The organism is Paraburkholderia sp. BL18I3N2 (assembly GCF_003001875.1).
GTDB lineage: Bacteria > Pseudomonadota > Gammaproteobacteria > Burkholderiales > Burkholderiaceae > Paraburkholderia > Paraburkholderia phytofirmans.
The window spans coordinates 14,416-35,885 of the sequence record NZ_PVNC01000004.1 but is presented as its reverse complement, the minus strand read 5'-3'; the positions used below and the strand labels follow the sequence as shown (position 1 = coordinate 35,885).

At 61.3% G+C, this 21,470-nt stretch carries 15 protein-coding genes and 2 pseudogenes; 11 read left to right on the top strand and 6 right to left on the bottom strand.

Annotated elements, in window-relative coordinates; translation table 11 throughout:
* Position 1: 1 nt before the first annotated feature.
* Genes ureE through ureG form a run of 3 tightly spaced genes read left to right on the top strand, consistent with a single transcriptional unit; the run spans position 2 to position 2,017 of the window.
* Positions 2-685: an urease accessory protein UreE gene (ureE, locus tag B0G75_RS13320; RefSeq protein ID WP_106305789.1), complete on the top strand. Its 684-nt coding sequence runs from the start codon at positions 2-4 to the stop codon at positions 683-685.
* Positions 672-1,352, top strand: coding sequence for an urease accessory protein UreF (locus B0G75_RS13315; protein ID WP_106306851.1), 681 nt, complete (start codon positions 672-674; stop codon positions 1,350-1,352). Before ureE ends, B0G75_RS13315 begins: the two co-directional genes overlap by 14 nt.
* 11 nt (positions 1,353-1,363) lie before the next feature.
* Positions 1,364-2,017 carry an urease accessory protein UreG gene (gene ureG, locus B0G75_RS13310; protein ID WP_012431976.1) on the top strand — a complete coding sequence of 218 codons (654 nt, stop codon included), beginning with the start codon at positions 1,364-1,366 and terminating at the stop codon, positions 2,015-2,017.
* 35 nt (positions 2,018-2,052) lie between these two features.
* On the opposite strand, the gene waaA is transcribed toward ureG, so the two are convergent.
* The 4 genes from waaA to B0G75_RS13290 form a co-directional block, all read right to left on the bottom strand.
* On the bottom strand, positions 2,053-3,369 hold the full coding sequence (gene waaA, locus B0G75_RS13305; RefSeq protein WP_106305786.1) for a lipid IV(A) 3-deoxy-D-manno-octulosonic acid transferase: 1,317 nt from the start codon (positions 3,367-3,369) through the stop codon (positions 2,053-2,055).
* Positions 3,370-3,436: 67 nt separating this feature from the next.
* On the bottom strand, positions 3,437-4,321 hold the full coding sequence (locus B0G75_RS13300; protein ID WP_012431973.1) for a Kdo hydroxylase family protein: 885 nt from the start codon (positions 4,319-4,321) through the stop codon (positions 3,437-3,439).
* A 49-nt stretch (positions 4,322-4,370) separates the two neighbouring features.
* The gene (gene waaC / locus B0G75_RS13295) at positions 4,371-5,372 is read right to left on the bottom strand and encodes a lipopolysaccharide heptosyltransferase I (protein ID WP_106305783.1); all 1,002 of its coding nucleotides are present in this window, start codon (positions 5,370-5,372) and stop codon (positions 4,371-4,373) included.
* A 212-nt stretch (positions 5,373-5,584) separates the two neighbouring features.
* Positions 5,585-6,979 carry a phosphomannomutase/phosphoglucomutase gene (locus B0G75_RS13290; RefSeq protein WP_106305780.1) on the bottom strand — a complete coding sequence of 465 codons (1,395 nt, stop codon included), beginning with the start codon at positions 6,977-6,979 and terminating at the stop codon, positions 5,585-5,587.
* A 256-nt stretch (positions 6,980-7,235) separates the two neighbouring features.
* On the opposite strand from B0G75_RS13290, the gene B0G75_RS13285 reads away from it, so the two are divergent.
* The 5 genes and pseudogenes from B0G75_RS13285 to B0G75_RS41320 form a co-directional block, all read left to right on the top strand.
* Positions 7,236-8,543, top strand: a complete 1,308-nt coding sequence (locus tag B0G75_RS13285) for an oligosaccharide flippase family protein (RefSeq protein WP_374956894.1) — start codon at positions 7,236-7,238, stop codon at positions 8,541-8,543.
* On the top strand, positions 8,540-9,370 hold the full coding sequence (locus B0G75_RS13280) for a glycosyltransferase (RefSeq protein WP_106305777.1): 831 nt from the start codon (positions 8,540-8,542) through the stop codon (positions 9,368-9,370). The genes B0G75_RS13285 and B0G75_RS13280 overlap by 4 nt, the downstream gene beginning before the upstream one ends.
* 37 nt (positions 9,371-9,407) lie before the next feature.
* A complete protein-coding gene (locus B0G75_RS13275; RefSeq protein WP_106305774.1) occupies positions 9,408-10,556 on the top strand; it encodes a glycosyltransferase family 4 protein in 1,149 nt (382 codons plus the stop codon).
* 12 nt (positions 10,557-10,568) lie between these two features.
* Positions 10,569-11,591, top strand: a complete 1,023-nt coding sequence (galE, locus tag B0G75_RS13270; protein WP_106305770.1) for a UDP-glucose 4-epimerase GalE — start codon at positions 10,569-10,571, stop codon at positions 11,589-11,591.
* A 5-nt stretch (positions 11,592-11,596) separates the two neighbouring features.
* Positions 11,597-11,725: pseudogene (locus B0G75_RS41320) on the top strand (branched-chain amino acid ABC transporter permease); the annotation flags it as partial.
* 47 nt (positions 11,726-11,772) lie between these two features.
* Here B0G75_RS41320 and B0G75_RS13260 read toward each other — a convergent pair.
* Positions 11,773-14,868: an acetoacetate--CoA ligase gene (locus B0G75_RS13260; RefSeq protein ID WP_106305767.1), complete on the bottom strand. Its 3,096-nt coding sequence runs from the start codon at positions 14,866-14,868 to the stop codon at positions 11,773-11,775.
* A 1,035-nt stretch (positions 14,869-15,903) separates the two neighbouring features.
* On the opposite strand from B0G75_RS13260, the gene B0G75_RS13255 reads away from it, so the two are divergent.
* The 3 genes from B0G75_RS13255 (at position 15,904) to B0G75_RS13245 (ending at position 19,983) form a co-directional block, all read left to right on the top strand.
* Positions 15,904-16,767, top strand: a complete 864-nt coding sequence (locus B0G75_RS13255; protein ID WP_106305763.1) for a sugar transferase — start codon at positions 15,904-15,906, stop codon at positions 16,765-16,767.
* 45 nt (positions 16,768-16,812) lie between these two features.
* Complete coding sequence (locus B0G75_RS13250) at positions 16,813-17,895, top strand: glycosyltransferase (RefSeq protein WP_106305760.1); 1,083 nt, start codon at positions 16,813-16,815, stop codon at positions 17,893-17,895.
* A 798-nt stretch (positions 17,896-18,693) separates the two neighbouring features.
* Positions 18,694-19,983: a glycoside hydrolase family protein gene (locus B0G75_RS13245; protein WP_258194453.1), complete on the top strand. Its 1,290-nt coding sequence runs from the start codon at positions 18,694-18,696 to the stop codon at positions 19,981-19,983.
* Positions 19,984-20,076: 93 nt separating this feature from the next.
* Here the strand turns inward: B0G75_RS13245 and B0G75_RS13240 are convergent.
* A pseudogene (locus tag B0G75_RS13240) lies at positions 20,077-21,187 on the bottom strand (transposase).
* Positions 21,188-21,470: the final 283 nt, after the last annotated feature.

Sequence of the window (21,470 nt, the reverse complement as noted above, 5' to 3'; positions counted from 1 at the left end):
CATGCGCACCATCGACAAACTCATCGCGCCGCATCTGAAGCTCGCGCCCGTGCTGGTCAAGCGCGCGCCGACGCTGACACTGGCGTTCGACGACCGCCGCAAGAGCCGGCTCGCGGCCACGCTCGACAGCGGCGAAGAAGTCGCGCTGCTGTTGCCGCGCGGCACTGTGCTGCGCGACGGCGATGTATTGGTCGCCGACGACGGCGGTCTCGTGCGGGTCGTCGCCGCGCCGGAAACGGTCCTCTATGTTCGCGCGAAAGACGCATTGACTTTGACTCGCGCCGCTTATCACCTCGGCAATCGCCACACGCCAGTGGAAGTCGGCGCCGATTATCTGAAGCTCGAATTCGATCCGGTACTGGCCGATATGCTCAAGCGCATCGGTGCGACCGTCGATCAGGTTTCCATGCCGTTTCAGCCGGAATCCGGCGCGTATGGCGGCGGCCACAAGCATGGTCATGACGAAACCTTCGCCGAGGACTACGCGCTCGCACAGCAGGTGTTCGGCGAGCATCATGGACATGAGCATGGTCACGACCGTGAGCATAGCCACGCGGCGCAGGGTCATTCGCATTCGCACGACCATGACCACGGCCATGAGCATGCGCACGATCACGACCACGGCGATCACGTCCACGACGAATCGTGCGGCCACGCGCATCACCACCATCATGCGCATCGCTGAACTGACGGCGCTGCTGCATCTTGCGTCGCCGGCGCTGCCGATCGGCGCATTCAGCTACTCGCAGGGTCTGGAAGCCGCCATCGAGGCGCAACTGGTCACGGACGCCGGCTCCGCCCGCGACTGGATCGCCAGCGGCTTGACCGACGTGCTCGCGCGCGGCGAGTTGCCGTTCCTCGCGCATCAGATGGAACGCTGGCGCACGCATGACGCCTCGGCGCTCGCGCACGCCAACAGCGAATTCCTGGCGAGCCGCGAATCCGCGGAATTGCGCCGCGAAACGGAGCAGATGGGCTGGTCGTTGCGGCAGTTGTGCGTATCGCTCGAATGGGGCGATGCCGAGCGGCGCACGACGCTCGCCTCGTTGACGCCGCTCGCTCAACCCACGGCGTTCGCCTTCGCCGCCTATGCGCACGACGCCGCCGTCGACGCCGCCCTCGCCGCCTATGCCTTCAGCTGGGTGGAAAACCAGGCGGCCGCCGCGTTGAAGGCCGTGCCGTTGGGACAGCTTGCCGGTCAACGCATCATCGTCGCCCTGCGCGAGCCGATCGATGCGGCCGTCACGCGCGCCATGGCCACGTCGCCCGACAACATCAACACCTTCGCGCCGCAACTCGGCATTCTTTCGGCGCGTCACGAGTCGCAGTATTCGCGGCTCTTTCGCTCATAAAACGAAACATCATGAACGCACCTCATCAGCCCGCTCATTCCTCCGTCCGCACGAAAAAACTGCCGCCGCTGCGCGTGGGCGTCGGCGGCCCGGTCGGCTCGGGCAAGACCACGCTGCTCGAAATGCTCTGCAAGGCGATGCGCGAACAGTACGACCTCGTCGCCATCACCAACGACATCTATACGAAAGAAGATCAGCGTCTGCTGACGGTAGCGGGCGCGTTGCCGGCCGAACGGATCATGGGCGTCGAGACCGGCGGCTGTCCGCACACGGCGATTCGAGAGGACGCCTCGATCAACCTCGAAGCCGTCGACCGCATGCTGACGCGTTTTCCCGATGCGGATATCGTGTTCATCGAATCGGGTGGCGACAACCTCGCGGCGACGTTCAGTCCGGAACTGTCGGATTTGACGATCTACGTGATCGACGTGGCGGGCGGCGAGAAGATTCCGCGCAAGGGCGGGCCCGGTATTACGAAGTCCGATCTGCTGGTGATCAACAAGACGGACCTCGCGCCGATGGTCGGCGCGAATCTCGATGTGATGGCGTCGGACGCGAAGAAGATGCGCGGCGAACGGCCCTTCGTGATGTGCAATCTAAAGGCGCTCGACGGGTTGGAGGTGGTGGTGAGGTTTATTGAGGAGAAGGGGTTGTTGAAGGTTTGAGCAGGCGGGCGAGCATTGCGCGTTTCGCCCCTCCCTCACTCCCCGTCGGGCAACAACGCCATCAACACATCCACGGTCCGCGCCGTCGCGCCGCGATGGCGCGCGGCGAATGCCGAGGCCGCGCCGCCCATAGCCAGCCTGCGCGCCTTGTCGCCAAACAGTTCACGCAACGCCCGCCCCAGATCGGCCGGATCCTTAACCTGCACCGCGGCGCCCGCCGCAACGGCATCCGCGGTGGCCTGCGTGAAGTTGAACACATGCGGGCCGATCAGCACGGGCACACCGACCGCGCACGCCTCGATCAGATTTTGCCCGCCCAACGGCAACAAACTACCGCCGATGAACGCCAGATCCGACGCGGCATAGTAAGCGCCCAACTCGCCCATCGAATCGCCCAACAGCACGTTCACGCCTGAAGGCAACGCCGGCACACCACCGCCAGCGGCCGCCGCCGACGCCACCTTGGCATCCGGCGCCCACACCGACCGTCGCGCGAGCCGCAGCCCGGCCTTCTCGACCAGCCCCGCCACTTCATTGAACCGTTGCGGATGACGCGGCACCAGAATCAGCAACGCGTTGTCGACGCCGAGCGCCGCGAACGCCTGCAGCACCAGTTCCTCTTCGCCCTCGCGCGTGCTCGCCGCGACCCACGCCGGACGCGCGCCGATTGCCGCGCGCCACGCATGCCCGCGCGCTACCAATTCCGGCGGCGTGCTCATGTCGAATTTCAGATTGCCGAGCACGGCTACGTTGCGTGCGCCGAGCGCGGTCAGCCGCTCGGCATCAGACGGACTCTGCGCCAGCACGCGCGCAAAGCCGCCGAACACGTCCTTGGTCGCGCTGCCGAACTTCGCCGCGCGCTTATACGAGCGCGCCGACATCCGCGCATTGGTCAGCACCAGCGGCACGTCCGCGCGACGGCACTCGTCGATCAGCGTCGGCCACACTTCGGTTTCCATCAGCAGACCAAGCGACGGCCGCCATGCCCGCAAAAACCGCTGCACGGCGTGCGGCATGTCGTACGGCAGATAACTGCGCAAGACCCGGTCGCCGAAAATCTGCTCGCCGGTGGCGCGACCGCTCGGCGTCATGTGCGTCAACAGAATGCGCGCGTCGGGACGCGCCTTCATCAGTGCATCGATCAGCGGTTGCGCGGCGCGCGTCTCGCCCACCGACACCGCGTGCACCCAGATCAGGGGCGCATCGTCTTCGGGCAACCGGCCGCGCGAATAACCGAAGCGCTCGCCGATATGCTCGCGATAGCCGCGTTCCTTGCGCGAGCGGATCAACAGGCGCAAAACGGCCAGCGGCGCGATGATCCACCAGAGCGCGTGATAGATCGCCCTCAGCATCGGCACTCCGCCTGCCTGAGGCGATGAGCCAACGCGTCGAGCGAAACCGGCAAATGGACCGCGGCGCTCAAACGAGGGCCCTGCCCTTCAGGCGCTCGAGAATTCCGAGCGGCGCGCATTCCGGCTGCGCCATCGCCTTGACCGGCAGGAAAAAGGTCTGCTCCAGCATGAACTGGCCGGACATCACTGCGTGCGAGGTCTGATCCGAGAAACACACCCAGACGCTGCCGGGCGGAAACGGCATGGTCTCCTGCGGGCTCGACTTCTGATAGTCGAGGTCGGCCTTCATGCCGTCGTGCAAATGCAGCATCAAATGGTCGTACTCGCTGCGCGGCGATTTGGTCACGTGCAGCAGGTTCAGCAGCCACGCCGCGCCCGGCATCTGCGGCTTGATGCGCGGCAGGAAACGTTTGGCCATGTCCTCGAATGGTTCGCCCACGCGCCACACACGCGGCACGCCTTGCGGATTGACGTTGGTGAACACGCGCAGAATGCGCTCGCCGTAGTTCGGCCGCGAAGGAAAGGCGTCCACGTGCAGACGGCTATCGTCTTTGCGCCATGAGGTCTCGCGCGTTTCCACCTGATGCAGCCGCAGGCTCGTCGGCGCCACGCGCAATCTGCCGTTGTATTCGGGAAAAAGCCCGTCGACCAGCGTGCGCGCATTGGTCTGATAACGCGCGATCAACGCGCGCACCGCCGATTGCGTGACGGCGTCGCCGGCCACACCGTGCAGCGCGCCGCCATTGGGTTCGAGGCTGATGTTCTTGCGGCTCGGGTCGGCGAGCGCGGGGTCGAGCAGCGCCTGTTCGCCGCCTTCGATCGCGAAGCGCAGATTCGGGAAATACAGCACTTTGCCGCGTTCGACGCCGGCAAGCAGCGTCTCGCGCGGCACGGACAGATTGCGTCCGTGCCAGTCGGCGTTCGCTACTTCGATGATCTGGGTTTCGTTCATGGTCGCCCTTGAAAACGGTTGGAGCGCAAGGCGAAGCGCCCCGGACGTGTCATAGCAGGCCGAAGCCCGCGAGTGCCGCCTTCACCTGTTGCAGCGTGGGCGGCTGTCCGGCCGTACCGAGATTGACGACGTTCGGCGACCAGTAGCCGCCAGTGCGCCACGCAGTGGCGAAATTGTACAACTCGACCGTCGGCCGCTTCAGCGCCGCGGCGATGTGAACCAGACCTGTGTCAACACCCACCGTCGCGGCCGCGCCTTCTATCAGGCCGACCACCGCGGGCAACGAGAGCCTGGGCGGCACGATGGCGGCCGCGCCGAACTCTTTCGCCAGACGCTCGCTGGTCGCGCGCTCCTCTTCGCTGCCCCACGGCAGCACGATCGACGCACCGCGCCGCACCAAAGACTGCCCCAGCTCGATCCACGTGGTATCGGGCCACTGCTTGTCCGCGCGCGAGGTGGCGTGCACGAACACGACGTACGGCACGGGCAGGTTCAGATTCGCCTCCGACAAAGCCAGCGCCGCGCGCCCGGTGTCGATGCCGAAGTCGATGTCGTCGGTAGGCTGCGGCGGCGGGTCGTTCAGCGCCGCAGCCACCAGTTGGCGCGTGCGCTCGACCACATGGGTGCGCGGTTCGATCGGCACGCGTTTGTCGTAGAAGAAGCGCACCGGCCATTCGAAGCCTGCGCCGTCGGTGCGGTTCGCGAGGCCGACCAGCGTGCCGCGCGCCATGCTCGCGACCCACGCGGTCTTGATGAGCCCCTGGCAGTCGATCACGAGGTCGTAGTGTTCGGCGGCGAGCGCGCGGCGAAATGCGCCGATCTCGCGCCAGTTCTCGACCGACAGAATGCGCTTGCGCCAGCGCCGCAGCGACACGGGAATCGCCCGGTGCACGCCGGTCACTAGTTGCACTAGCCCCACGAAGCTTTCTTCGACGAGCCAGTCAATCTGGGCCTCGGGATGACGGCGTCGGATATCGGCGATCACCGGCATGTTGTGAACGACGTCGCCCAACGACGACACCCTCACGATCAGTATCTTTTGCACGCTCAAGAGTGGGAAAACCGGCTATCCGGCCCGAAGATGCGTTGAGAGAGCCCCAAGGGGCATGAGAATACCTGAAACACTCAGCCATTTCTCATGAGGACGGCAATTCTAGCGCGTTGCATGCAGACCGCATGAAAAAACGCGGCGCGGTCAGAAAAACCCGCGCCGCGTTCGACGGCCGCCGCGGTTCAAAAAGAACCGCGGCGCCGCTCATGCGTTTAGAACGGCAGCTTTGCGTCAGGCTTTTCCGCCATGATCACGCGGCGGAAATCTTCCTGGATGCGCTTGAGCGCCGCGTCGTTGTCGGCTTCGAAACGCATCACCACGACCGGCGTGGTGTTCGACGAACGCGCGAGACCGAAGCCGTCCGGATACTCGACGCGCAGGCCGTCGATCTTCACCACGTCGTCCGCGCCGGTGAACTTCGCGTTTTGCTGGAGGCGCGCGATCAGTTCGAAGTTCTCGCCTTCCTCGAGCTTCAGCTGCAGTTCCGGCGTGGAGTTCGAGTTCGGCAGCGAGTTCAGCAGCTTGCTCGGGTCTTCCACACGCGTGAGGATTTCGAGCAGGCGCGCTCCGGTGTACAGGCCGTCGTCGAAACCGTACCAGCGGTCCTTGAAGAACACATGGCCGCTCATTTCGCCTGCCAGCGGCGCGCCGGTTTCACGCAGCTTCGCCTTGACGAGCGAGTGGCCGGTCTTCCACATGAGCGGCTCGCCGCCCTTGTCCTTCACCCACTTGGCGAGGTTACGCGTGCACTTCACGTCGTAAATGATCTGCGCGCCCTTGTTGCGCGACAGCACTTCTTCGGCGAACAGCATGAGCTGACGGTCCGGATAGATGATCTCGCCGTCTTTGGTGACCACACCCAGGCGGTCGCCGTCGCCGTCGAACGCGAAACCGATTTCAGCGTCCGTTTCCTTCAGCGCGCGGATCACGTCCTGCAGATTTTCCGGGTGAGCCGGGTCCGGGTGATGGTTCGGGAAATTGCCGTCGATCTCGGTGAACAGTTCGATCAGTTCGCAGCCGAGCTTCTTGAACAACTTGGGCGCGAGACCGCCGGCCACGCCGTTGCCGGTGTCGACCACGATCTTGATGGGACGCGCGAGCTTGATGTCGCTCGTGATGCGTTCGAGATAGGCGTCGGCGATGTCGTACTCGGTGTACGTGCCGCTGCCTGTGGAGAAGTTCTCGTCGACGATGCGCTGATGCAGCGCGAGAATCTGCTCGCCGTAAATCGCTGCGCCGCGCAGGACCATCTTGAAGCCGTTGTAGTCCGGCGGATTATGACTACCCGTCACGACAATGCACGAATCGACGCGGCGCTCGCCGCCGTCGAGCTGCAACGGCACGCTGGCCGCGAAGTAGCCGACTGGTGTGGGCACCATGCCCACGTTGACCACGTCGACGCCGGCTTCACGCAGACCGTCCGACAAAGCCTGGACCAGCTCCGGACCCGACAGGCGGCCGTCACGCGCGACCACGACGGCGTCGCCGCCTTGGGCCCGCACTTCGCTGCCGAACGCGCGGCCGATCGAACGCGCTGCATCGGCGTCGAGCGTCTTGCCGATTACACCGCGAATGTCGTACGCCTTGAAAATAGATTTAGAGATCATGTTGGCTCACTTGCGTGCAATGGAGAATTTTGACCGGCGCACCGCCGATGAATCGGTAAAACACAGCGATGCGCCCTTGCCGGAAGCGATCCGGTTCCAACTTATAATTGCGCCTTTCGGACCAGCCTTATAGCACCATTCTAATGCTTAGACGCCCTCCAAATGTAAAGTTGCCGCGACAGTGGGCGGGTTGGGCAAACGCGCGCACTGTGCCACTGGGATCATGCGTGCCGCGCGTGCTCGCGGTGCCGCAGGCATGCTCGGCACGCTCAGCGCAAGTGGACCGGCGAGCGGCCAGCGGATGCTGACGCTCAAACGCTTCGCCAATCCGGACGTCACGCGCGCCTTTACGAATATCGTTTGGCTCGGGCTGGAGCGGCTCACGCAGATCGGCGTGGCGATCGTGATCAGCGGCGTGCTGGCGCGCTACTTCGGGCCGGACACGTTCGGCAAATGGCAATACGCGAACACGCTGCTGTTGGTGCTCTCGCCCATTACCTGGGTGTGCGGCGCGGAGATTCTGGTGCCCACCATCGTCAACCGGCCGCCGGCGCAGCTCGGCACCGTGCTCGGCAGCGCTTTCGCGTTGCGCATCGCCGTGTCGGTGGCCGCTTTGCTGCTGACCTGGCTCGGCATCGCCTTGCATTTCTTCGATCCGCTGGTCGGCGCCATGCTCGCCGGCCTCGCCGTGACCATGCTGTTTCGGGAACCGTTCGTCGGCGTGATCAACGCGTGGCTGCAAAGCATGACCTACAGCAAGCCGCAGCTGCTCACCAGCATGAGCACCGCCGTGCTGAAGGCCGCTCTTGTCTATCTGCTGGTGCGCGCGGCGGCCGCGCCCGCGCGCTTCGGCTGGCTGTGGGCGCTCGAATCGGCGGCGATCGGCGCGGTCCTGCTGATCTATTACATGCGCCGGCACGGCGGCAAGCTCGGCTGGCATCTGGATCGTTCTCTGTTCAAGCATTTCGCGAGCGCCGGCACGGTGTTCTGGCTCGGCCTGATCTGTATGTATCTGTTCCTGAAACTGGACCGGCTGATGCTCGAACGGACGATTTCCTTCGCCGATCTCGGGCGCTATTCCGCCGCCCAGCAGTTGAACGAAAACTGGATCACGCTCGCGCTGATGCTCGCGCAGACCATTGCGCCCGCCTTCGTCTATCGCGTTCAGGGGGCCGCCCAGTTACGCCGCAATGTGTGGCGGCTCACCGCCATGACCGCCGCGCTCATGGTAAGCGGCGCGATCGTGCTGGATCTGCTCGCCGGGCTGATCATCCGCCGCGTGTTCGGGCCGCAGTTCGAAGGCGCGATCGAGATCTTCCGTTGGGCCGTGTGGTTGTCGGTACCCGCCGGCATCGAGGCGATCGGCAATTTGATCGTGCTGAAGTATCAGGCCAAGTTCGTGTTGCTCGCGAAATGGCTGCTGGCGCTGGCTGTCGCGTTCGTAGTCAATCTCTTGGCCATTCCGCGGCTTGGCGCATATGGCGCGCTTGTCGGTCTCGCGGCAGGCTATCTGGCGGCCGCGTCGGTTAATCTTTATTACATTCGTTTCAAATTGCGCCCATGACGAACTCACCCGCCACCGCGCAAACGACCCTCGACGACGTCGCAGTGCTGATTCCCGCCTACAACGGCCAGGCCGATGTCGACCTCACGCTCGCGTCGTTCAGTGAAAGCGCGCCGGTGCACGTGCTGATCGTCGACGACGGCAGCACGCCGCCAATCGTCGCACCGGCCATCGCCAATATGAAGATCGAAGTGCTGCGCATGGCGCGCAATGGCGGGATCGAACGCGCGCTTCAAACCGGCATCGACGCGCTTGCCCAGCGCGGCTTTCGCTATGCGGCGCGCATCGACGCGGGCGACCGCAGCGTGCCGCAGCGGCTCGCCAAACAACGCGTGTTCATGGAGCTGCATCCCCGCGTGGCCGGCCTCGGCATGTGGACGCAGGTCGTCACGCGCGAAGGCAAGCCGCTCTTCATGCTGACGCCGCCCGCCGAACCGAACGCGATCCGCCGCCTGCGCTTCTTCCGCTCATGCCTCGCGCATCCTTCGATGATGCTGCGCATCGACGCCGTGCGCGCGGTCGGCAACTACCGCGCCGAGTATCGCTCCGCCGAAGATCTCGATCTCTTCGTGCGTCTGATGGAGCGCTACGACTGCGCGAACCTGCCGGAACTCGGGCTCTACTACGAACTGAACGAAGGCGGCATCAGCGCGACCAAACGGCGCCGCCAGGTGAGTTCGACGCTGCGGCTGCAACTGCGCTACTTCAACGCCGCCAATCCGTACGATTGGCTGGGCCTCGCCAAAAATCTGCTGCATCTGGTGACGCCCTACAGCGCACTGCAGCGGATCAAACGCAGCCTGCTCACGCCGCGCGCGAGCCATTAAATCATTCACCCTCATTCACCGCCGAGCTCGTTCCCGCATGAAGCCTGCCTTGAAGTCGACGCCCGCGTTGCGCATTACACTCGTCTGTAACACCGCCTGGGCAATCTATACCTATCGGCAAGGGCTGATCCGTATGCTGGTCGGACGCGGCGTCGATGTGACGATCGTTGCGCCGCGCGACCGCACGTTCGAACTGCTCACCGCCATGGGTTGCCGCTGCATCGATTTGCCGGTCGCCTCGAAAAGCACCAGTCCACGCGACGACCTGCGCACGCTGTACGCGCTCTACCGGCACTACCGGTCGATCCGCCCGCACGTGGTATTCCACTACACGATCAAGCCGAATATCTATGGCTCGATCGCCGCGAAGCTGGCGGGTGTGCAGTCGGTTGCGGTCACAACGGGATTGGGCTATGTGTTCATCCAGCATAGCCGCGCCGCGCAGGTGGCCAAAAAACTGTATCGTTTCGCGTTCCGTTTCCCGCGCGAAATATGGTTTTTGAACCGCGACGATCAAGCTGCGTTTGTCGAACAGAATTTGTTGGTGCATCCTGAGCGTGCGCGGCTGCTGCATGGCGAAGGCGTCGACCTCGTGCAATTCGCCTTCACGCCCTTGCCCGAGCGGACCGATTACCGCTTCGTGCTGATCGGGCGCCTGCTGTGGGACAAGGGCGTGGGCGAATATGTCGAAGCCGCGCGGCGTCTGCGTGAACGTTACCCGCACGCACGGTTCCAATTGCTCGGCCCGGTGGGCGTCGACAATCCCAGCGCGATCACCCGCGAAGAAGTGGCGGCGTGGGAACAGGAAGGCATCATCGAGTATCTTGGCGAGGCGCACGACGTGCGGCCTTTGATCGTCGAGGCGGATTGCGTGGTGCTGCCGTCGTATCGCGAAGGCGTACCGCGCACGCTGATGGAAGCCTCGGCGATAGGCCGGCCGATCGTCGCCACCGACGTGCCCGGCTGCCGCGAGGTAGTGGCGGACGGCGTCAACGGATTGCTGTGCGAAGTGCGCAATGCAGAAAGCCTTGCGGCCGCGCTGGCGCGCATGCTCGACATGAGCGGCGCGGAGCGACGGGCGATGGCTGAACGCGGCCGGAAGAAAGTCGCGGAAGAATTCGACGAGCGCGTGGTCGTCGAAACGTATAAGGACCTGGTGCAGAAAATGACGGGCGTTTTACTTTAACGGAGCAACAGCATGAGCACGAAGGGCACGATTCTGGTAACGGGCGGTGCGGGTTTTATCGGCTCGCACACCTGTGTCGAACTGCTGAACGGCGGTTACGACGTCGTTGTAATCGACAATCTCGTGAACAGCAACCGCGAATCGCTGCGGCGCGTGGAAAAGATCACCGGCAAGCCGGTGACCTTCTACGAAGCCGATGCGCGCGACGAGGCGGCGCTCAACCGTATTTTCGACGCGCATCCGATCACGGGCGCGATTCATTTTGCCGCGCTGAAGGCGGTGGGCGAGTCGGTGGCCAAGCCGATCGAGTACTACAGCAATAACGTCGGCAGCCTGCTGAGCCTGCTCGGCGTGATGCGCGACCGCAACGTCAAGCAGTTCGTGTTCAGCTCGTCGGCCACCGTCTACGGCGTGCCGAAGAGTTCGCCGATCGATGAGTCGTTCCCGCTGTCGGCCACCAATCCCTACGGCCAGTCGAAGCTGATCGCCGAGCAGGTGCTGCGCGACCTGGAACTGGCCGATCCGTCGTGGCGCATTGCCACGCTGCGTTACTTCAATCCGGTCGGCGCGCACGAGAGCGGTCTGATCGGCGAAGATCCCGCCGGCATTCCGAATAACCTGATGCCGTATGTCGCGCAGGTGGCGGTCGGCAAGCTCCAGAAGCTGCGCGTGTTCGGGGGCGACTACGAGACGCCTGACGGCACCGGCGTGCGCGACTACATCCACGTCGTCGATCTGGCGCGCGGACATCTGGCCGCGCTCGACGCGCTGGTCAAGCGCGATGCGAGTTTCGTCGTGAACCTCGGCACGGGCCAGGGCTATAGCGTGATCGACGTGGTCAAGGCATTCGAGAAGGCCGCCGGCCGGCCGGTGCCGTATGAAATCGTCGCGCGCCGCCCCGGCGACGTCGCTTCATGTTTCGCCGATCCGGCCGCGGCCGAGAAGATCATCGGCTGGCGCGCGCAGTTCGGCATCGAGCGGATGTGCGCGGATCACTGGCGCTGGCAATCGACGAATCCGCAAGGTTTCGCGTGAGTTGACTGAAGGTCGCCGGCGCGACGACGGGTGCGGTACTCGGGCTCAACGCGTTCGCAGTGGCGCTCATCGGCGGGCTGTCGAGCGGTTTGGGTAGGGTGGTCGGCGGCGCGATTCTCGACACCGCCAGGACCTGGAGGGAAGTCACTGAGGCGAGCACCGGTTTCCGCGGATAGCCCGTTTATCGACTCGCGAGACCGCGATCGAGCTCCGCCGCCACGAACTGCACGTTAGGTTCGACGATCAGATCGGCGTGGTCGCAGGCGACTTCCGTCACCACCAGCCCGGCTCGCGCGATGCGCCGCCAAAGCAGCACTGAGTCGCAGGCTCCATTCTGCGCAACCGCTCCGCGGACATAAATGATCGGGCTCGCGCCGTAGGGCTTGGGCCGATAGGCCGCCATCGCAACCCGCGTCGTCTCGCGCATACGCCGCAGCAGCGGCGGCATCGCGGGGCTATAGCTTTGGGGTCGCCGCGCCATAAGTCCCACGCGCATCCGCAGGTGATCCATCACGCTCGCGAAGCGGTCGTTCAGATAGCCGGGAAGCCGCGCCACGGGGAGCGTGCGCACGGCTCGCCAGTGTGAACGGGCAGAGTTCGCACGCCGCCGCAAACGCGCCATCCAAGGCAGGCAATGTTGGTCCACGTGGGTGTCGAGCATGAAAAGCAAGTCGATCCGCTCGCCGGCGCGCCGCAACTGTTGCGCGACCTCGAACGCCAACAGGCCGCCGAATGAATAGCCCGCCAATGCGTACGGCCCTTTTGGCTGCACCGTGCGCATCTGTTCAATGTAGCTCGACGCCATGTCTTCGACGCGCAACTGTGCCGGCTGCTCACCGTCGAGCCCGCGCGCCAGAAGGCCATATACCGGGCGCGGACTATTCAGCGCGCCGATCAGCGCAAGGCATTCCATCACTGAGCCGCTTGCGCTGTGCATGAGGAAAAGCGGCAGGCCGGTGCCGGCCCGCACCGGCACGAGCGTCGGCGAAGACGGCGGTAGCGCGTCCTCGCAAATGAGCGCAGCGAGCCGCGCAATGGTCGGCGCAATCATCAGCATGTTGAACGGGATCGCGCGCCCGGTCGACTGGCGGACTTCGGCGAGCAGACGCGTTGCCAGCAGCGAATGACCGCCGAGATCGAAAAAGTTGTCATCGCGACCGATCGGTGCGACGCCGAACAGCTTCTCCCATTGCGCCTGCAAATGCGCCTCGAGTTGCTCGCGACTTTCCCCCGCAGGCGGCAATTCACGCGTGGTCAGATTCAGCGCCGGATGACGCCGGATCGCCTCGAGGCACTCTGGATTGCGCAATGCCGCCGCATTGCCGATCGGCAGGCCATTGACCGCGTTGCGCGCAGCGGCTTCGGAAAGCTTGCCGTTGTGAGTTGCGGGCAAAGCATCGACTGCGATGATGCGGTCCGGCACGTGCGCGGGCGACGCGCGGCGCGCAAGGTCGCGGCGCACGCGGGCGGCGAGCGAGCCATTCAACACGGCGCCGTCGGTCAGCACCAGCAGCAACACGACGCGTGGCTCGAAATCGTCGGGGATCGCTTGATTGCTGGACGTATCTCGCACTCGCTGCTCGACAACCAAGGCCTCGCGGATCTCAGGAATATCGTTCAAAACCCGGTAGATCTCAGCCGGACCGACATTGATGCCGCGCACGTTGAGCACGCCGTCGGAGCGGCCATGCATCCGTACGCCGCCGTCCGGCGAAAACGAGATCAGATCGCCGTGCGTCCAGACACCCGGATTGCCGGCGAAATAAGCCTTGTGAAAGGCCGTCCCGTCGACGTCGCCGAAAAACCCGAGAGGACGCGATGGAAACGGATTGACACAAACGAGCTGGCCAACGCCATCGGTGCGGGCCCCGTGCTCCCATGCCTGGACGTCTAGCGCAAGGCTCTTGCATTGGGCTTCGCCGGCGTAGACAGGCAGATTCGGATTGCCGAGCACGAAGCAGCCTAGAATGTCCGTGCCGCCCGAGATGGATTGCAGTTGCAGCGCCTTCACGTGAGCGCGCACCCATTCGAATTGCGCGTCGAACAGTACGGCTCCGGTCGATAACATCGCGCGCAACGCGCCGAGGTCGAACTGTTTACCGCATTCCAGACCCGCTTCCTCGCACATTTTCAGGTAAGCGGGACTCGTGCCGAACACTGTAACGCGTTCTTCGGCTACGAGGCGCCATAGCGTCTCGACCGTCGAGATCGGGCCATCGTATGTCACGATCTCGACGCCGGAAGCCAATGCAGACAGTTGCCAGTTCCACATCATCCAGGCACAACTTGTGTGGAAATACAGTCGGTCGCCTGGCCGCAGGTCCGTATGCAGACGATGCTCCTTCAGGTGCTCGAGCAGCGTGCCCCCCGCACCATGAACGATGCACTTCGGCTTGCCGGTGGTTCCCGACGAAAACATGATGAACAGCGGATGATTGAATGGGAACCGCCGCCACTCGAAGCGGTCGGCATCGCCAGCGTCGACCAGTTCGGTGAGAGAATGGACCGGCTGCGTCACCGTACTCGGCAAAGTCCCTTCGTCGAGACACACGACATTTTGCAGCGATGGCAGTGCAGCCGCGAGATCCGAAATTTTGCTTGCAACCGACGCTCCAGTGTCAAACGTCCGCGCGGCGGTATGCGCGATCAGCATGCGTGGCGCGAGCGGCATGAAGCGATCGCAGATCGCGTCGACGCCCATCTCCGGCGCCGCAGTCGACAACGTGGCGCCGAGGGCCACGACGGCCAATGCGGCAATGATCGCATCCGCGTCGTTGCGCAAGACGCCGACCACGCGGTCACCCTCAGCTAGTCCCAACTCCGACAGCGCCTGCGCAAGGCGCGCCACACGTTCGCGCAGTTCCGCGCGATTGAGATGGATACGGCGACCATCGGCATGGCACGCAGTCAATGCGGGTGCGTCGGCCTGCGCCGCTGACAGCGCCAGCAGATTGTCCGCGTAATTCAACCGCATCCGCGGAAAGAAGCTCGCGTGTTCGCAGTCGTCGCCCAGACAAACCGGCTCCACGTCACCCGACCATTCGAGTCCGGACGACCACTGAACGAAGCAACGCCAGAAAGTCCGGAACTCTCGCACGGAGAAATCGTGCAGCGCTTCGTCATTGCCAAGAGGCTGACCTGTGTGGGTCTGCAAGAAAGTGCTGAATGCTGTTAGCTGCGATGCCTCAATTTGCCCGAACGTGCTCGCGTAAACAGGTGTACGCACCGTTAAGCGGTCAGGCGCACGCAATAGGCCGGGTACGTCGACGCGATTCATGGAAGCTCCATTTATGTCATACGACGCCGCTTGGAATCGACCGCGCATCGAACGATGCGCGCACCGACCGCAGCTCTGAGTTTCGTAGTCGCGATCCCGATGGAGATTCGGGGATATTCAACGTTACCTTTCGGCCGTCCACGTTAGCTGATCGATTTAGCGCATTCCGTGCGAAAACGAACGCTCGTCTGCCAGACTTCGATCGCACACTTCAAAGAACGGATTGTCGCTATGGCCCGGCTGTAATCTGACAACGAACGTGCAACGCATTGCGTCGACGCGTCACGGTCATGTCAGCAACCCCCGAGCGTGTACGGTAAGCCTCTTTCATCATACACATCGAGGCGGTGGTTGGCGCGCGCCGTAACCGCGCTTTATGTGCTGTACCGAACGGAGTAGCGACATTCGTACAGATACTCTACGTCTACACATGCTCGACCAAACATGCAGCAGGCGTGTACTTACCGCATTGAGTCAATCGCGGACCAATGCGTAATTGCGAGCGGACAGCCGGCCAGATGAAGTCCGGTCCCTTTTCACATCCACTCGCGAATGACAATCGGAACATTTTAAGCAGATAACAGTTTTACGCTGCTAATAATTACCGCTTAATGCAACGCGATATTGATTGATTGGCATGTCCTTCCATGTCGGCCAACACATCGACATTTTAGGACTTTTCCATGGTCGGACGCTCGACTACGAAGCTATACTTCCTACTGAAAAAATTAAGACTTAATGTTGCCGGGGAACGCGACGCCTCGCATGCTGCTGGCGCGTTCCCTCGTTGTCGCGCGGAGAATTTTTATTCGATTTTTTGAATTTTTCTTATCAATTGTCAGCGGCTAATTTTTATAGAAATTGTAGATCGCCACATTCCGCTTTCCCCTATTTTTGTTGTCGCCGCAGATAGTCTGATGAACTTCTTTTTTCCGATGCGGCGCGCGCACTGCCTCAACGGTTGAAATAACCGGTACGACTTGCAACGCCGAAACACTGATGTACTCGTCAACGAACTTTGAACCGGGGGCAGCAATGGCTTTAGTCGGCAAGGTATCGGAATCAGTGTCAAAGGAAGTTAATCCTTTCGATACCCGCTACGAAGGTCGTTCGCAAGCCGACCATCCTGAAATGGGCGGTCGTGACTTTTCAGCATCGCGTATGGATAACACATCGGACTTCAGTCGCGGCGAAGAATCCTTTTCATCGGGCCCAGCAGCCGATACGGCCGCAAGCCCCTTGGCTTGCCGCACCTTGTCGGCAGCGAACGACCCTGATATTCCAGCGAGGAAAGGCGACTTCATAAAACGCGCTTTTGACATCTTCGGCGCGTCGGCCCTACTCCTTGTCCTGCTACCGATCTTTCTCGTAATAGGCTGCGTTGTACTCAGTGATGGAGGATCGGCTTTCTTTGGCCACCCGCGCGTTGGAAAAGGCGGACGATCGTTTCGCTGTTTGAAATTCCGCTCCATGGTGCCGAAGGCCGACGTCGTTCTCGCCGAACTCCTTGCCACGGACGCCAGCGCGCGAGAGGAATGGAATCGCGACTTCAAGCTGAAGAACGATGTCCGCGTCACGTCCCTCGGTCGGTTTCTGCGCAAGACGAGCCTTGACGAACTTCCCCAACTCTGGAATGTCCTTCGCGGCGACATGAGCCTGGTTGGACCCCGGCCGATCGTCAAGAAAGAGTTAGAACGGTATGGCCCGGACGCGTACTACTACCTGTCGGTTAGGCCTGGAGTGACAGGATTGTGGCAAGTGAGCGGACGAAACAACGTCGACTATGCGACAAGGGTGGCGCTAGACGTCTCCTACGTGAAGCGACGCTCGACGTTACTCGATATCAGCATCCTGCTGCGCACGTTCAAGGTGGTCTTCGATGGAAGCGGGGCTTATTGAGTACATTCCAGTGAACCATGCTAAAACGATCCTTTTGGACTGCCGATGAAAATTGTTCATGTTGTCGAATCGACAGCCACTGGTACGCTCTCGGTGGTATGCATGATCTCGAATCGTCTGGCGAGTGAGGGTCACGAAGTCTGCGTCGTATTTTCCAAGCGCAACGAGACGCCCGACAATTTATCCTCACTCTTTCATCCGAGCGTCCAGTTGCGGCAATTTCAGATGAAAGGCCGGCCGGTGACCAGCATTCTGTTCGGGTTGCGTCGTGAACTCAATAGCTTGCGGCCGGACATCGTCCATCTGCACTCGTCGTTTGCGGGATTCCTGGGGCGACTGTCGACGATCTCCTGTTTGAAGTCGGCCAAATTCTTTTACAGTCCGCATTGCATTTCTTTCATGCGTTCGGATGTCTCCAGGCTAAAAAAGACCTGCTTTATCGGACTCGAGGCCTTGGCCTGCCTGAAAAGATCCACGTATGTCGCATGTTCAGAGAGTGAACGCGCGATCGTACGACGGTACTTGCGCACGCGCGTGGTGCTGGTCGAGAACGCGCTCGACAAACGCGTGGCAACTGATCACCTGACCGCTTCAACTCAGGAGCCTACCCGTCCGTCCAGTTGTGTGGTGACCGTCGGTGGAATCAGACGACAGAAGAATCCCGAATTGTTCGCGGAAATAGCACGTCTTTTCAAACGACAGGATGTCGAATTCGTCTGGATCGGCGATGGCGACGAACCCGCGAAGAAAGCGCTACGCGATGCGAACGTCACGGTCACCGGATGGCTTAGCCGGTCGGTCGCGATGGAAAGGGTTAAAAGCGCAGACGTTTATCTTTCCACCTCCTCGTGGGAGGGGATGCCGATATCGATCATCGAAGCCATGGCACTCGGAACGCCAATCGTTGCTTCGGGCTGCCCGGGGAACGTCGATGTTCTTAGTCACGCCCGGACCGGCATGATTTTCAATACCGCCAAAGAGGCCGTCGCCTCGCTGACGCGAATGATGGACGACGGCGACTTTCGGACCGTCATTGCTGAACAAGCACTGGACGAAGTGCGTAGGCGCTTCAGCGAAGACCGCTTCTTCTACGATGTGGCCGCGCTTTATGAAACGCAGATGATTTAAATAAAAATATTAGCTTTTTATATTTCATTTGCTTTTCTTTTTTTATCACTCTGATCACGCCTACACGCGCGCATCTCCCCCTCGATTACCCCAAATTCGACTCGCGCATAGCGCATGCTACAAACGCGCGCAGGGCGAAAGCCAACGCAATCCTCTGACGTTTCCGTCTCAGCAAAAACCCTAAGCACAGCGGGGTTTGACGCAAAAATGAGACAGAGCAGAACGTGGCATTGATTCGGTACGCCAATCAATATTTGGACGCTAGACACGTGGCGTACACCACTCACACTTTGTCCGAAGAGAACTCGCTTATTTAATGTCCGACCCCGTTTAAAGTATTAATTACTGATGTAATTTTTGTTTGGGCATTTTTTTCTATTCATGTTAGGATTCGTTCTCGGTAGATTTTACAAAACAGTTGCTTTTTGTATGAAGATTTAACGACTTGATACGACAGGTCATCCACCTTTTACCAAGCACTAATTACTGATGCGGATTTCCATCCAAGGGTTTTCCCTCTCTGCGCAAGGATCTTGCAACGGTAGCTTCTGCAAATCCCAAGCCAGCCTGGGTCATGCGGCGATCAACCGTCGCTGCATTAATGACGCCTTTCATTCCATACGAAAGGCAAACGTTTGCGCGTAGCAACCTGAACCGCGAGCTGCCTATTTCTGCACCCGGCCTCTGAAGAGTCAGGTCGATGCAGCGACTTTGGCGGTGAGGTGAACGGCGATCCAGTTTTGTAGGCTCGGTGCGAGACACACCGCCCCTGCAAAGGGCTGCACGCCAGGAAGCGTCTTGTCTCTTTCCTTCGGGTCTCAACGCGGGATTGATTGGACACCCACACGAATTTGCATGGTGTTCTGGAAACTCGCCGATTATTTGAACCCTTTATTTCTATTATTCGCAGTCCTAATAACCATGCACCATACCAAACTAAGCACTACTAATTTAATACCAAGCGGCCCTCGTCGGCAGACGCACCTCCAGAGAATTCTGTCGTCGCACATGACGCGTCTTCTCGGCGCCGCGATTGCCAGCAGTGTACTGCTCGCGGCTTGCGGCGGTGGTGGCGACTCTTCGCAGGACGCCGCGGCAGTCGCCAATAGAGCTAGGCGCAACCCGTCGACACCAGCGACGACACCGGCGACGACACCGACAACACCGGCAACGACCGGCAAGATTTTTTATGGCGTCAACGGCCACTTCCAGCAAGGCGGCGCCTACGCCACATCGAGCACGCAGACGCAGCTGGCCCAGCTTCAAGATCTGGGAATGACGATTTATCGCAGCGACGTTTCCAGCAAGGCAGCTGCGACGGCACTCGCGCAGATCGCCACAACCATGGCTGCCGGAGGTGTCACCGTGTATCCGGTGCTCCTCATCTCCCCGCAAGAGTATGCGAGCGAAACGGCGTCCTACAACGCTGGATATGCGCTGGGTCAGCAGGTGGCGTCAGCGATGCACGCGTCGTACTATGAAGTTGGCAACGAGCTTGAAGCGGATACCCTCGCGGGCAACTACGACGGCACGTTCGCGACCGATTACGTCAACAGCAAGTTCATGATTGCGCGTGGCGCAATCCGCGGCATGATCGACGGCATCAAGTCCGTTGACACGCAAGGAAAAATCGTCATGGGAGCGGGAACCTGGCTGCATTGGGGTTTCGATCAGATGCTCGCGCAGGGTACGCAACCCGATGGCACGGCTGGTCACCCCGTCGTTTCTTGGGACGTGACGGCGTGGCACTGGTACAACGACTATGACGATATCCAGAACATCTGTGGCGGCTCGGGCTGCTACAACGTGCTGTCCAAGCTTCAGGCGTTTGGCAAGCCGATCTGGTTGACCGAATACGGCGTACGCCCCTGGACTGCCACGGACTCGCAAGCTGCGTCTTACCTGACCGGCGGTACCATGATGGCCGAATACGCGTCGGTCGCTTCGAAGTACAACTTGCAGTCCATCCAGATGTACGAGTTGTACGACGATCCTGCCGGCACATACGGGTTGCTTCAAAGTGATGGGAAGACGAAAAAGTCGCAGTACTCGAGCGTGAAGTCTTTCATCGCGTCGCATCCGCAATAAACGCATTCGGGTCTGCTCGTAGCAGCACATACGCGCCAGCGCTTCGACGCTGGCGCGGCTTTTTTTATTGGATCCTTCCTCGATTTGACTTACTCACAGGTCATAAACATATCGGACAGATGGATGGCTGAGAAAAAGCGCACGAGCGTTGAGTCGCGTCCAATTTTTGCAAGCTGATCGTGAATACGTAGGCGCAGTTTTTTTGCCCTTTTGCAAAGGGCGTCGGGCAACTCCGTTGACGTAACTCGACACCAGTTCATCCGGATTGAAGTCTTGCGCGTAACCCGGCAGGAAGTGCAAGCTCAGTTTGCCCCCGGTGCTCGCGACGTGGTGCCAGCTTTCCCTTTACTTTGCTCCCAGGCTTTAAGGTTTCCATGACGCCATTCTCTCAAGAGTAGGTGTCTCTGGAAATGCCGGGGCGATTCATAGCCCTTGACGACAACTTTCTTGTACGCTGGCGATCCGACGACAATCGGACGAACTGCCTTGCGGCGACTAAACATCGGCTTGCTGAGCAGCTTCACGAACAACTCGCCGCTGAGCCCACCTTCGTACGTTGCAAACCAGAAGGCCTTTTTCGAGTCGATGGCGGACGCCGCGCTCATGCTTTGCCGCTGGCCCGGGGCGGTCGACGACTGGCGTTTCACCGCATTGCGCCCAGGTCATAACGCACCGAGTCGGCCCGAAAATCCGATTCGTCCTAGAAGAAGATGTCGGCATTTTCCTCACCTGCCTGCCGGATACGTGTCACGCTGCCGTCGCTCGATCGTCCGGATCTCGCCGGTAAGCGCGCTGCAATAGTTTTTGCTCCTTCAGGTTCGGGCGCGCGAGCGTCGCACCGATCGACGCCCAAGCTCAACGTTACAGAGAACTCCCGCTGCACAAGTTCGCCAACCAGGCTGCTCGTCCACAAGCTGAAGTCAAATTCATACTGCATTGGATTCTTGCCATCGATCCAGCGCAGCACCTGCGGTTCCTAGGTGGGCGTGAGCGTGCGAGGGCGGCCCGTGCCTTCGGTCAAAAGCAGCACGCGCACCCGACGGCCGCGACCGCGTGCCTGCGCGCGGACCGTACGCCTGCGAGCGATGCATCGCAAAGAGGCCGCAGCATCGTCCGGATGTTTTCCCTCGGCCATGCGTCGAGCCGCAAGGATGCGCGTCTCATCTAGCGTGTTATGAGCCAGACTCCGGCCGCTCCGTTTCACGTGCGAGCCTGTCAGTAACTCTTGCTCAAGCGTAGGCAAAATGTCCGCGAAATTCCTGACTTAAGAGTAAATGGTGCTACTGCAACTAGCATCTAGCCGCGTTGGCCAGCTTTTCACAGCCCAACAAACGGTCATCGCCTCGACACCTGATCTGCCACCCGTTCAGACATTTACGCATTTGCGGCCCCTCCAGGATCGCGAGTTGCTTATCGCGATACCTCGCTGGTCGAACTCCGTTCTCCACGATATGAGCGGTACCGAACCGACTCAGGTCATTCGACTC